This window comes from Kingella sp. SNUBH-2017 (assembly GCF_028680565.1).
Lineage (GTDB): Bacteria > Pseudomonadota > Gammaproteobacteria > Burkholderiales > Neisseriaceae > Kingella_D > Kingella_D pumchi.
In genome coordinates this window covers 60,260-73,123 of sequence record NZ_JAPHVK010000003.1, presented here as the reverse complement: position 1 = coordinate 73,123, position 12,864 = coordinate 60,260, and the positions used below count along the sequence as shown (strand labels likewise).

At 57.4% G+C, this 12,864-nt stretch carries 13 protein-coding genes and 1 pseudogene; 8 read left to right on the top strand and 6 right to left on the bottom strand.

Annotated elements, in window-relative coordinates:
* Positions 1-16: 16 nt before the first annotated feature.
* Together OP500_RS03795 and OP500_RS03790 are read left to right on the top strand one after the other, a co-directional pair.
* Positions 17-2,158, top strand: coding sequence for a sensor histidine kinase (locus OP500_RS03795; RefSeq protein ID WP_274070221.1), 2,142 nt, complete (start codon positions 17-19; stop codon positions 2,156-2,158).
* Positions 2,137-3,420, top strand: a complete 1,284-nt coding sequence (locus OP500_RS03790; RefSeq protein WP_238747714.1) for a sigma-54-dependent transcriptional regulator — start codon at positions 2,137-2,139, stop codon at positions 3,418-3,420. Before OP500_RS03795 ends, OP500_RS03790 begins: the two co-directional genes overlap by 22 nt.
* A gap of 198 nt (positions 3,421-3,618) precedes the next feature.
* Here OP500_RS03790 and OP500_RS03785 read toward each other — a convergent pair whose 3' ends face one another.
* From OP500_RS03785 to OP500_RS03770, 5 genes and pseudogenes are all read right to left on the bottom strand, one after another.
* The gene (locus OP500_RS03785) at positions 3,619-4,407 is read right to left on the bottom strand and encodes an IS256 family transposase, variant Zn-binding type (RefSeq protein ID WP_443135139.1); all 789 of its coding nucleotides are present in this window, start codon (positions 4,405-4,407) and stop codon (positions 3,619-3,621) included.
* A 44-nt stretch (positions 4,408-4,451) separates the two neighbouring features.
* Positions 4,452-4,586: pseudogene (locus OP500_RS11260) on the bottom strand (IS1/IS1595 family N-terminal zinc-binding domain-containing protein); the annotation flags it as partial.
* Between the two features lie 157 nt (positions 4,587-4,743).
* A complete protein-coding gene (locus OP500_RS03780; RefSeq protein ID WP_238746162.1) occupies positions 4,744-5,037 on the bottom strand; it encodes a hypothetical protein in 294 nt (97 codons plus the stop codon).
* Positions 5,030-5,452 carry a phage holin family protein gene (locus OP500_RS03775; protein WP_274070220.1) on the bottom strand — a complete coding sequence of 141 codons (423 nt, stop codon included), beginning with the start codon at positions 5,450-5,452 and terminating at the stop codon, positions 5,030-5,032. The genes OP500_RS03780 and OP500_RS03775 overlap by 8 nt, the downstream gene beginning before the upstream one ends.
* A 107-nt stretch (positions 5,453-5,559) precedes the next feature.
* Positions 5,560-5,886, bottom strand: coding sequence for a DUF883 family protein (locus OP500_RS03770; protein WP_274070219.1), 327 nt, complete (start codon positions 5,884-5,886; stop codon positions 5,560-5,562).
* A gap of 278 nt (positions 5,887-6,164) precedes the next feature.
* Here OP500_RS03770 and ppk2 point away from each other — a divergent pair, with 278 nt between their 5' ends.
* Both ppk2 and OP500_RS03760 read left to right on the top strand, forming a co-directional pair.
* On the top strand, positions 6,165-7,082 hold the full coding sequence (gene ppk2 / locus OP500_RS03765; protein WP_274070218.1) for a polyphosphate kinase 2: 918 nt from the start codon (positions 6,165-6,167) through the stop codon (positions 7,080-7,082).
* Between the two features lie 82 nt (positions 7,083-7,164).
* A complete protein-coding gene (locus tag OP500_RS03760; protein ID WP_274070217.1) occupies positions 7,165-7,374 on the top strand; it encodes a hypothetical protein in 210 nt (69 codons plus the stop codon).
* 7 nt (positions 7,375-7,381) lie between these two features.
* Here the strand turns inward: OP500_RS03760 and OP500_RS03755 are convergent, their stop codons facing one another.
* Positions 7,382-7,711: a hypothetical protein gene (locus OP500_RS03755; protein ID WP_274070216.1), complete on the bottom strand. Its 330-nt coding sequence runs from the start codon at positions 7,709-7,711 to the stop codon at positions 7,382-7,384.
* Between the two features lie 84 nt (positions 7,712-7,795).
* Between OP500_RS03755 and OP500_RS03750 the strand changes: the two genes are divergently transcribed.
* From OP500_RS03750 to uvrB, 4 genes are all read left to right on the top strand, one after another.
* Entirely contained in the window at positions 7,796-8,095 is a 300-nt protein-coding gene (locus OP500_RS03750; protein ID WP_274070215.1) for an energy transducer TonB, read from the top strand.
* A 118-nt stretch (positions 8,096-8,213) separates the two neighbouring features.
* Positions 8,214-9,890, top strand: coding sequence for a formate--tetrahydrofolate ligase (locus tag OP500_RS03745; RefSeq protein WP_274070214.1), 1,677 nt, complete (start codon positions 8,214-8,216; stop codon positions 9,888-9,890).
* A 104-nt stretch (positions 9,891-9,994) separates the two neighbouring features.
* The gene (gene orn, locus OP500_RS03740; RefSeq protein WP_238746171.1) at positions 9,995-10,555 is read left to right on the top strand and encodes an oligoribonuclease; all 561 of its coding nucleotides are present in this window, start codon (positions 9,995-9,997) and stop codon (positions 10,553-10,555) included.
* Between the two features lie 252 nt (positions 10,556-10,807).
* A complete protein-coding gene (gene uvrB / locus OP500_RS03735; protein WP_238746173.1) occupies positions 10,808-12,835 on the top strand; it encodes an excinuclease ABC subunit UvrB in 2,028 nt (675 codons plus the stop codon).
* Positions 12,836-12,864 lie beyond the last annotated feature (29 nt).

Below are 12,864 nucleotides of genomic sequence, written 5' to 3'. Positions count from 1 at the left end.
AAAGCTTTTTTCCATCATGCAGCGTTTTCTTCTGATTCTCGGCTTTATCGCACTCTCCATTCTCTTCCTGCTCGTTCTTTCCACCGACAACAGCAGCCGTCTGGCGCCCTATTTCTGGTATATCGGCGGCGCCTGCCTGGCGCTGATCGCGGTGATGATCGCGGTGATTCTGCGTTATATCTGGCTGATTGTGCGCGACCGCCGCAGCCGCGTATTCGGCTCGCGCATCGCCCGCCGCCTGTCGCTCGCCTTCACGCTGGCGGTGATGGTGCCGGCGCTGCTGCTGCTCTTGGTTTCGGGGCAGATGATTACCCGCACCATCCATTCCTGGTTTGGCGACGACACCAGAGAAGCGCTCGAACGCAGCCTGAAACTCAGTCGCAGCGCTTTGGACGGCGCGGTACGCAAAACCACCGACCAGGCCGGTCTGCTGTATGCCGAGCTTACCGCCGCCAGCCTGCAAAACCGTCCGCAAGACGCGCTGCAAACCGCCCGCGCCCGCCAGTTCAGCCATGTGGCGGTATGGGAAATCAAACAACAGCCGCAGCTGGTATCCGAAAGTAATCCGCTGCATCTGCGCCAGCCCGAACTCGATGCCGAAACACTGACCCGCATCCGCATGAGCGGCAAAGAAAGCGGCGTGGAAAACATCAACGGCACCCTGTATGCCGGCGGCTGGCTGGCGCTGCCCGAGCGTAACGGCAAACGCTATGCGCTGTTTTTCCGCCAGCCGGTGCCCGCCAATACCGCCCAAGACGCGCAACTGATCGAAGCGGCCTGGTCGAAATATGCCGAGCTGGTCTTTGCCAACCGCGGCCTGCAAACCTTTTTTGTCATTACCCTGGCGCTGACAACCGTGCTGGCCAGCCTGGTTTCGCTGGCGCTGGCGCTGTATTTCGCCCGCCGCTTCGTTGAACCGATCCTGCTGCTGGCCGAAGGCGCGCAGGCGGTGGCGCATGGCAACTTCAGCCGCCGCATCACCGTTACCCGCCGCGACGAACTCGGCCGCCTGACCGAGCAGTTCAACCACATGACCGAACAGCTGGCCATTGCCAAAGTGTCGGACGAGTTGCACCGTAAAGAGCAGGAAGCCGCCCGCCATTATCTGGAGCGCGTGCTGGACAGTCTCAGCTCCGGCGTGATCACGCTCGACCGTTCAGGCTGCCTGAACACCTACAACCAAAGCGCGGAAAGCATTTTGGCGCTGCCGCTGCGCCAACTGATCGGCCACAACAGGCAAAATTGGGCAGATTTGTCGCCGCAACACCACACTTTGGCCGAAGTTTTCAACCGACTGCTGGCAAGCGAAGAAAGCGGCAGCGCCATAGAAATCGCCTACCCCACCGCAGAAGACGAGCGGATTTTGCAAGGCTTGGCGGTCAGGCTGCCTGAAGAAAACGGCAAAGGCATAGTGTTGATTTTTGACAACATTACCAATCTGGTTATGGCGCAAAAAGAAGCGGCATGGGGCGAAATCGCCAAACGGCTGGCGCACGAAATCCGCAATCCGCTCACGCCCATCCAGCTGTCGGCGGAACGATTGGCACGCAAATTGCATGGCAAGCTGGCTGAGGCCGACGAACAGATACTGCAGAAATCCACCGACACCATTGTCAAGCAGGTTGCCGCGCTGCAGGTGATGGTGGAAGCCTTCCGCAACTACGCCCGCTCTTCCGGCATCAAACGTTTGAGCAATATCGACTTAAACGTACTGATTGAAGAAATCTTGGTGTTGTACGAAAGCACGCCCTGCCGCTTTAGCGCCGATTTGGACGGGCATCTGCCCGAGTTGAAAGCCGACAACACCGCCATGCGCCAAGTGCTGCACAACCTGCTGAAAAACGCAGCGGAAGCGGCAGCGGCGGATGCCGAACCGCAGGTGCATATCCGCACCTTTGTGGAAAACGGGCAAATCGCCCTAGAGGTTTGCAACAACGGCCAGAGTTTCAGCAAGCACATGCTGCAGCACGCGTTCGAGCCCTATGTAACCGACAAAGCCGGCGGCACCGGTTTGGGGCTGCCGGTTGTGAAGAAAATCATCGAAGAGCAGCACGGACGCATCGCCCTGTCCAACCGCCAAAGCGGCGGCGCCTGCGTCAGCATCACATTACCACCCGCACAAGAAACCAACGAATCATGCGAAACACCGACATCCTGATCGTAGACGACGAAATCGGCATCCGAGAGGTTTTACAGGAAACGCTGGAAGACGAAGGCTATACCGTGGCCTTGGCCGAAAACGCAGGCGAAGCCCGCAGGCTGCGCAACCAAACCCGGCCGGCCATGGTTTTATTGGACATCTGGATGCCCGACAGCGACGGCATCACCCTGCTCAAAGAATGGGCGACCAACGGCCAGCTCACCATGCCGGTGGTGATGATGAGCGGCCACGGCAGCATCGACACCGCCGTCGAAGCCACCAAAATCGGCGCACTGGATTTCTTGGAAAAGCCGATTACCATGCAAAAATTGCTCTCGACGGTAGAGCGGGCGATGAAATACAACGCCAGCCAGTCTGCCGCCGCCATCTCGCTCGACAAGCTGGGCAAAAGCACGGTGATAAAAGAGCTGATGCAGCAAGTGGAAAACGCTGCCGCGCAAACCAGCCCGGTGATGCTCTTGGGCGAATCCGGCTCCCCTTTCGAAACCGTTGCCCGCTGCCTGCACAAAAACAATACCCCGTGGATCGAACCCACCAAAGCCGCCCACATCGCCGAAATGCCCGGCGATCTGCTCAACCGCGCCACCGGCGGCATTCTCTATCTGGGCGACATCGCCCAATATCCGCGCGACATCCGCAAGAGCATCAATTTCATCGTCGGCAAAGCCGCCCAGCACCGCACCCGCATCATCTGCACCAGCACCATACCCCTGCCGCAGCTTATCAGCGACGGCGCCCAAGATACCGACTTGCTCGGCCTGCTCTCCAGCGTAACCGTTTCCATCCCGCCGCTGCGCTTCCAATCCGACGACATTCCGTTTCTGGTCGAACAAATCGCCGAAGAATCGTGCACCGGCCAGCACATGCCGCGCGTGCGTTTCACTTCCGCCGCCCTCACCAAGCTGCGCCAATACGAATGGCCGGGCAATTTGGAACAACTCAAAAGCGTGGTCAAAAGTCTGGTGCTCAACAGCGGCTGCGGCGAAGTGAACGATGGCGCCGTGGCACGGATGCTCAACCAGTTCAACCAGGAAAGCGGCGGCGACGGCAAAAACGGCTTCAATTTCGACCTGCCGCTGCGCGAATTGCGCGAAGAGTTGGAACGGCGCTATTTCGAATACCACATCCACCAGGAAAACCACAATATGAGCCGCGTAGCGCAAAAAGTCGGCCTGGAGCGTACCCATCTCTACCGCAAACTCAAGCAGCTGGGCATCACCATTACCCGCCGTGGTGCCTGCGACAAAGAGAAAAACTAAGCGTCCGTTAAACGCGAGCCGGCCTGTCAGTTAACGACAGGCCGGCTTTATCGTTTGCCCAAGCAGTAACAATCTTGCGCCAAACGTTTTCAGGCTGCCTTTGCGAGCCAAACGCCCAAAGCAGCCTGAAAAGCAGGCATATAGGGACAAAAAAGGTGCTATTTTCGAGAACCAGTCTGCTATAGGACAAAAAAGGTGCTACTCATCACTAGAGATAGAGAAATAATCTTTAATAAAGCGAACCTTATTTGCCATCCGCATGCCGTGATGACACGCCAAATGCCGCTTTAACCCGGCAAATGCACCATCAAGCAGATTGGTGGTGTTTGGGATGTTCAGATCGGGATGCTCTTCAAACACAAACAGGTTGCCCATGTTCCGTTTCAGGCTGAAATAGGCGCTGCGTAGTCTTGGGTGGGTGTAGTGGGATTTGCCCGTTTCGGGGTTCTTTGTGCGTTCGTTGAAGAAGTCTTTGTGCTGTTCGAACCATGCTTTCAGGCTTCTTTCAAAGTCGGCTCTGCGGCTGCTTTTTAATGTCAGTGCCAAGTGCCACAGCTCTTGCCCCGCAGCCGTTTGTGGGTTGCGCGTCAGGTAGCGGCCGACGGTTTTGACTTGGTGGAAATGGCATAGTTGCACGGGAATATCGGGGAATAACTGCGGCAGACCTTTACGGCCGTCGCAAACGATGCTTTGTATTTCAATGCCTTTGGCTTTCAGACTGCCGATGGCTTCGGCGTAAAGGGCGTTGGTTTCGTTTTTGACTTCGGTAACAGAAAGCGCTTTGCCGCTGATGCTGTCGAACAAAACCATGATGCCGAAACGGCGCCCGAAGTAGGTGGTATCCATCACGACGTTGGCGCATTGGGGTGCGGCAAACTGTGCTTTGGGCGCGGCTTTTTTGAGATGGCGCAGGATGGTTTGGCGGCTGCATCCGCAGGCGGCGGCAAGCTGTGCGGCAGTTTGTTGCCTGCGGTGTAGGCTTGCCATAGGGCTTGTGGGTTTATCCGTCTGCCGCCGTCAAACTGCCTGCCACAATCATGGCATTTGTAGCGCTGCTTGCCGTTTTGTCTGCCGTTCTTTTTGACCTGTTTTGAGCCGCAGAAAAAGCATTTTTTGTGTTCAAAGGTTTTGACCCCGCTTAAAGCCTTGCAGCATAAGGCTTGCAGCGATTTTTAGCACCTTTTTTGTCCTATATGCCGAAAAGCAAAACCAGCGCCGGCCGCCCATAGTTTCCGACACGGCCACCCGCCGATACGGATAAACCGCTAAAAAACGCCGCGTTTCAGGCAGCCTGAAACGCGGCGTTTTGATCTACATAAACCTTCAGCGGTTTTCTTCTTTGCTGTCGCTGCCGAACAAAGCCAGCAGCACACCGCCCAGCAGCAGGCGGTATTTCCATTTGGACGGCAGCAGCGCCAGTTTCAGCAGGCCGCGTTGCTGCAGCAGGCGGTTGCCCAGTTCGAGCAGTTGCGGCAGGGCGTGGTGTTTGCGGTTTTCCTGCGCTTGGCGGCGGCGGTGCAGGCGGCTTTCGGTTTGCAGTTTGAGACGGGCGAGCCGGCATTGCAGCTGCAAGAGTTCGCGTTCCTGCTCGCGGGTCGGGCGCGGATGCTCATTCATTTTCCGTCTCCTGTGTTGGTTCGGCCGGCGGCGGCTTGCTGCCGGCGGCGCGGCGCAGGCGAGCGATGTCTTCCTGCAGATCGGCCAGCGTTTCGCCGACGCGGCCGCTGTGAAAACGCCAGATGGCGGGAATCTGCCGCAGCAGCAGGTAAACCGCCAGCAGCAGCGCCGCGGCAACGGCGGCAAACACCGGCACCCGCCAATGCGGCGGCAGCAGCAGGTAAAGCAGCAGCAGCGCCACGGCCAGGGCGATAAAGGCGAGCACCGCGGCGGCGGCAATCAGGGCGGCGATTTTCAGCGCGCCGCCCAACTGGCCTTCGGCATCCAGCCGCAGCAGGCGCAGGCGCAGCAGCAGCAGTTCGGCGCCCTGCCCCAGCTGGTTTTTGGCGTGGCGGATTTCCTGTTTGAGATTCATGACGTGTCTGGTTTGGTTTTTTCAGGCTGCCTGAAAACGGGGAAAAGCAGCCTGAAACCGTCTTTTTCATCATCACTTGCGGTTTCAGGCTGCCACGGAGCCGCTCTTTAGCGGCGGTTGAGCAAAATGCCCACCACCAGGCCGACCAGCGCGGCAAAACCCATGGCGTAATAGGGTTTGTCGTTGATGTATTCGTCGGCCTGTTTCACGCGGTATTTCACTTGGTCTGCCGCGCGTTCTTCAAAATCGGCCAGTTTGCCTTTGGCCTGCTCGAACTGGCGCTGGAGTTTCTGGCGCAGTGCCTGGGTTTCTTCCGCGCCGCGCTCCACGGTGTTGTCGTACAGGGTTTCGGCCTGTTCCAGAACGCTTTGGATTTCGCGCATCAGCGCTTCTTTCTGGCTTTCAAAATCACGTTTGGACGAATTGTGTCTCATGTTGAGATTCCTTCTTCAAGTTGCGGCAGCGGCGGCTGCCGAAACGGCGGAATTGCCGTTTGCGTCACTATATAAGACGGCAGGCAGATTTGGCAAGCCGCCTGTTGCGCGCGTGGCCTGCAGCGGTTTTCAGGCTGCCTGAAAACTGTTTGAAAGGGTTAAATCATGTTAGTATGAACGGCATGAAAAACGCCTTTCGCGGCAGAAAAACAAACGTACGCACATCAGGAAACAACCGCCCCTTTTTACCCACGCTTAACAACAGAAAGGACACTTCCATGAGCGACCACCAACCCCAGCCGTTTGAAAAAATCGAATTGGGCGAGCAGCGCGAAAGCCTCAAAATCTTTGAAGAAGCCGTCGTCAAATACGAAGGCCGCGTCAGCAGCGAAGACAGCAGCACCGCCCCGCTGCCTGAGGACTACCCTTACAAAACCCGCATGGGGCGGCGCGAATACGAACGCGAAAAGAAAAAACTGCAAGTCGAACTCTTGAAAGTGCAAAGTTGGGTTAAAGAAAGCGGCCAGCGCATCGTCAGCCTGTTTGAAGGCCGCGACGCCGCCGGCAAGGGCGGCACCATCAAGCGTTTTATGGAACACCTCAACCCGCGCGGCGCCCGCGTGGTGGCATTGGAAAAACCCACCGAAACCGAGCGCGGCCAATGGTATTTCCAGCGTTACGTCCAAAACCTGCCCACCGCCGGCGAAATGGTGTTTTTCGACCGCTCCTGGTACAACAGAGCCGGCGTCGAGCGCGTAATGGGCTTCTGCACCCCGCAGGAGTACCTGCTGTTTATGCGCCAAACCCCCGAGTTCGAACGCATGCTGGTGGCCAGCGGAATCCACCTTTTCAAATTCTGGTTTTCCGTATCGCGCGAAGAGCAGCTGCGCCGCTTCGTCTCCCGCTATTCCGATCCGCTCAAGCATTGGAAGCTCTCGCCGGTAGATGTGCAGTCGCTTGATCGCTGGGACGACTACACCGAAGCGAAAAACGCCATGTTCTTCCATACCCACACCAAAGACGCGCCGTGGGTCATCATCAAATCCGACGACAAAAAACGCGCCCGTCTCAACTGCATCCGCCACTTCCTGAGCGTGCTCGACTACCCGAACAAGGATGAAAAAGCCATCGGCCGCATCGACCCGCTGCTGGTGCTGCATCCGGATATGAACGCCACTTCGCAGGAGCGCGGCTAAAGCAGACAGGCAGCCTGAAAACGCAAAAAATGTTTTTCAGGCTGCCTTTTGTTTATTCCGATTTCCGATAACAGGAGCCGGTATGCTTAAAATCAATAGGGTCATCGGCATTCTCGGTGGCAATACCATCACGAAAATCCTAGTTGCCTACGCAGTTTACAGCCTGATTTGCAAATGGATTGTTTCATGGGGCGGCGCCGAATTTCTCGAAGGCCGCTGTCTTTCATGGCTGTTTGATTTCGATCAGGAAGACTCTGCCGAAACCATCCGCAACTGGACAAAATTAAGCTGACTGGGCATTAGTGTGCTGCTGGTTTTGATTTTGCTCGTACGCTTTTTTTGACTGTGAGAAAACCATGACTTTTTCCCGTATTTTTCCCGCTGCCCTGCTGCTGGCAGCTTTTAGCGTTCATGCTGCGCCGGATACGGCGGCAAGTACAAAACTGCCGCCGCTGATTGCCGCTGCTGCCGTAAACAGCCAGAATTTTCCGCAAACCGGCCGGGCGGTTTTTCTGCTGGATGTGGATGAACAAGGCAAGGTAACGCGCGTACGCCTGCAGCATGTCGACCGCACCGTTGCCAAACAGGCAGCTGCTTTGGCCTTGACGAAAAAAATCCAGCCCATCCAAGAATGCAGCAACGGTACCGCCCCCGATTACCGGCCCTCATGCCGCAATGTGGCAGGCACGGCGGTTCAGGAAGCATTTTTTGTCGTGGGTGCCCAGCAAAAACGGGATTTGGATATCAGCGGTATTAGTAAAGTGCCCCTGCCGCCGCCGCCCTACCCGCCGGTTTCGATAGAAGAAAACGAACAAGGCATGGTGCGCGTGCGTTTTGTTGTCGGCAGCGACGGCAAAACATACGGCGCGCGTGTTACCCGCTCTTCCGGCTACCACCGCCTAGATCGCGCCTCCGTACGCGCTATAGAACGCCAACCACAATTTGAACCTGCGCGTTTGCAGGGCAAACCGGTATGGATTGAGATGGAGCGCGGCTTTAATTACGCATTCTAAGCAGCACCCCGCCTGCTATTTTCAGGCTGCCTTTTTCCCTTTTCCGCCCAAGGCAGCCTGAAAACCCACCATTCCCTTTTTCAGGCTGCTTTTCAGGCCGCCGCACAGGAGATACCCCATGAGCTTCAAAACCGATGCCCAAATCGCCCGCGAAGCGGACATCCAGCCCATCCGCCACATTGCCGCCAAACTTGGCATCGGCGAAGAGCAGCTTGAGCCATACGGCCGTTACAAAGCCAAAATCAACCCCGCCGACGCGTTCAGGCTGCCCAATAAAAACGGCCGCCTGATTCTGGTTACCGCCATCAACCCCACACCCGCCGGCGAAGGCAAAACCACCGTCACCATCGGCCTGGCCGACGCGCTCAACCGCATCGGCAAACAAGCCGCCGTCGCCATCCGCGAACCCTCGCTCGGCCCCGTGTTCGGCATCAAAGGCGGCGCGGCCGGCGGCGGTTACGCGCAAATGCTGCCGATGGAAGACATCAACCTGCACTTTACCGGCGATTTCCATGCCATCGGCGCCGCCAACAACCTGTTGGCCGCCATGATCGACAACCACATCTACCAAGGCAACGCGCTCAATATCGACCCCAAACGCGTGCTGTGGCGCCGCGCCATCGATATGAACGACCGCCAGCTGCGCAACATCGTCAGCGGCAACGGCAAGCCCACCGACGGCGTGCTGCGCCCCGACGGCTTCGACATCACCGTCGCCAGCGAAGTGATGGCCGTGTTCTGCCTGGCCCGCGACCTGGCCGATTTGAAAGAGCGGCTGGGCAATATGCTCGTCGCCTACGCCAAAGACGGCAGCCCCGTTTTCGCCCGCGACCTCAACGCCCAAGGCGCAATGGCCGCCTTGCTCAAAGACGCGCTCAAACCCAATCTGGTGCAAACCATCGGCGGCACGCCCGCCTTCGTCCACGGCGGCCCCTTCGCCAACATCGCCCACGGCTGCAACTCGGTAACCGCTACCCGCCTTGCCCTGCATCTGGCCGACTACGCTGTTACCGAAGCCGGCTTCGGCGCCGATTTGGGCGCGGAAAAATTCTGCGACATCAAATGCCGTCTCTCCGGTCTCAAACCCGACGCCGCAGTCGTCGTCGCTACCGTGCGCGCGCTCAAATACAACGGCGGCGTCGCCAAAGAAGAGCTGGGCGCGGAAAACCTTGCCGCGCTGGAAAAAGGCCTGCCCAACCTGCTCAAACACATCGCCAACCTTAAAACCGTCTTCGGCCTGCCCGTGGTCGTCGCCATCAACCGCTTCGTGTCCGACACCGACGCCGAACTCGCCCTGATTCAGGCTGCCTGCGCCGAACGCGGCGCCGAAGTCGCCCTCACCGAAGTGTGGGCGCACGGCGGCGCGGGTGGCGAAGACCTGGCGCGCAAAGTCGTCACCGCCATCGACAGCCAGCCCAACCGTTTCGCCTTCGCCTACGACACCAACGACAGCATCCCCGACAAACTCCGCGCCATCGCCACCAAAATCTACGGCGCCGCCGACGTCGAATTCAGCGCCGAAGCCCGCGCCGAAATCGCCTCGCTGGAAAAACTCGGCCTAGACAAACTGCCGGTGTGCGTCGCCAAAACGCAATACTCATTTAGCGACAATCCCAAACTCTTGGGCTGCCCGAGCGGCTTCACCATTACCGTACGCAGCCTCACCCTGTCGGCCGGCGCCGGCTTTATCGTCGCCGTATGCGGCAGCATCATGAAAATGCCCGGCCTGCCCAAAGTGCCCTCGGCCGAGAAGATTGATGTGGATGCAGACGGCAATATTACGGGGCTGTTCTAAACCCCAAAGGCAGCCTGAAAGCCGTTTCCCGCTTTTCAGGCTGCCTTTGAATCCCCAGCCGCTGCCGCTATAATCGCGCCCTTTTTCCCCGAAACGAACCCGATATGCAAGACCAAAACAATCTGTGCTGGCTGGATATGGAAATGACCGGCCTGAATCCCGACAACGACAAAATCATCGAAGTGGCGATGATCATCACCGATAAAGATCTGAACGTGCTGGCGCAGTCGGAAGTGTATGCCGTGCATCAGAGCGACGAAATCCTAAACGGCATGGATGCCTGGTGCACCGCCACCCACGCCCGCACCGGCCTTACCGAGCGCGTACGCCAGTCCAAGCTGGATGAGCGCGAAGTCGAGCAAAAACTGCTGGAATTTATCCGCCAATGGATACCGGCCAACGCTAGCCCGATGTGCGGCAACACCATCCACCAAGACCGCCGCTTTATGGCGCGCTATATGCCCGAATTGGAAGCGCATTTCCACTACCGCAATCTCGACGTTTCCACGCTCAAAGAGCTGGCGCGCCGTTGGAATCCGCCGGTTTACAAAGGCTTTGCCAAAAAAGGCGCCCACAAGGCGCTGGACGACATTTTGGAGAGCATCGAAGAGCTGCGCTACTACCGCGAACACTTCCTGCGTCTGCCGCAAACTACGGAGCAGTAAGGGCACATCAGCACGGCAAAAAGCAGCCTGAAAACTTTTTCAGGCTGCTTTTTGCTCTTTTTCTTATCTTTTCGGCGCAACAGAAATCCGCTTTGCCAACCTTGCCCGCCGCCCATCTGGCGCCAAAGTTTCAGGCTGCTTTTGCCCGGCAAGCAGCCTGAAAAAGCAGCCGTCCGCTTTCAGGCTGCCGTAAAAGCCCTATCCGTCTGCGCTATAATCCGCCGTTTTCCCGCGTTCAGGCAGCCTGAAAAAATGCAAGTCATCCAATACGAAAACTCCCCCTTCAAACTCCACCAGCCCTTCCCGCCCGCAGGCGACCAGCCCACCGCCATTGCCGGCCTGCTCGAAGGGCTTTCAGACGGCCTTTCCTACCAAACCCTGCTCGGCGTAACCGGTTCGGGAAAAACCTACACCATGGCAAACGTCATCGCCCAAAGCGGCCGCCCCGCCATCATCATGGCGCACAACAAAACCCTGGCCGCCCAGCTTTATGCCGAGATGCGCGAGTTTTTCCCTGAAAACGCCGTCGAATATTTCGTCTCCTACTACGATTACTACCAGCCCGAAGCCTATGTGCCCAGCCGCGATTTGTTCATCGAAAAAGACAGCGCGATTAACGAACACATCGAGCAGATGCGCCTTTCCGCCACCAAAAACCTGATGACGCGCGACGACGTGATTATTGTCGCCACCGTGTCCGCCATTTACGGTATCGGCGACCCGACCGAGTATCAACAAATGGTGTTGTCCGTCAAAGAAGGCGACACTATCGAGCAGCGCGACATCATCGCCACGCTCGTTTCCATGCAGTACGAACGCGGTGATTTGGATTTCAAACGCGGCAGCTTCCGCGTGCGTGGTGACGTGATTGACGTGTACCCCGCCGAAAGCTCCGAAAACGCCTTGCGCATCAGCCTGTTCGACGACGAAATTGACCGCCTCGATATGTTCGACCCGCTTTCAGGCAGCCTGCACCAACGCGTCGGTCGCTACACCGTCTTCCCGTCCAGCCACTACGTTACCCCGCGCGACACCGTCTTGCGCGCCTGCGAGAGCATCAAAGACGAATTGCGCGAACGCATCGAATTTTTCGCCCGCGAACAACGCCCCGTCGAACAACAACGCATCGAACAACGCACCCGCTTCGACCTCGAAATGCTCTACGAAATGGGCTTCTGCAAAGGCATCGAAAACTACTCCCGCCACTTCTCCGGCAAAAAAGAAGGCGAACCGCCGCCCACGCTGATGGACTACCTGCCCGACAACGCCATCATGTTCATCGACGAAAGCCACGTTACCGTTACCCAAATCGGCGGCATGTACAAAGGCGACGCATCGCGCAAGCAAAACCTTGTAGATTACGGCTTCCGCCTGCCTTCCGCCCGCGACAACCGCCCGCTCAAATTCCACGAATTTGAAAAAGTCATGCCGCAAACCATTTTCGTTTCCGCCACCCCCGCCAAATACGAAGAAGAACACGCCGGACAAGTGGTCGAACAAGTCGTCCGCCCCACAGGGCTGGTCGACCCCCAAATCATCATCCGCCCAGTCGCCACTCAAGTCGATGACTTAATGAGCGAAATCAACGAGCGCATCCAAAAAGGCGAACGCGTGCTCGTTACCACCCTCACCAAACGCATGGCGGAGCAACTCACCGACTATTACAGCGAACTCGGCATCAAAGTGCGCTACCTGCACAGCGACATCGACACCGTCGAGCGCGTTGAAATCATTAGAGATTTGCGGCTCGGGCTGTTTGACGTACTCGTCGGCATCAACCTCTTGCGCGAAGGTCTCGACATCCCCGAAGTCTCCCTCGTCGCCATCCTCGACGCCGACAAAGAAGGCTTCCTGCGCTCACACCGCAGCCTGATTCAAACCATAGGCCGCGCCGCGCGCAACGTGAACGGCGTCGCCATCCTGTACGCCGACAAAATCACCGATTCCATGAAAGCCGCCATCGACGAAACCGAACGCCGCCGCGAAAAACAGATGAAATTCAACGAAGAACACGGCATCGTGCCGCAGCAGATTAAAAAACAGGTTAAAGACATCATCGACGGCGTGTACCACGAAGAAGACAGCGGCAAAGGTCGTAGACAAGGCAAAAACAAAGTCAAAGTCGGCGAAATCCACAACGAAGAAGACGCGATTAAAGAAATCGCCAAACTCGAAAAAGCCATGCAACAGGCGGCGCGAGATTTGCAGTTTGAAGAGGCGGCGGTGTTGCGGGATAGGATTCGGGGGATTAAGGAAGGGTTGTTGTTTGGGGCAGAGTGATTAATTTTTATGGATTTTTTGGAGGATTA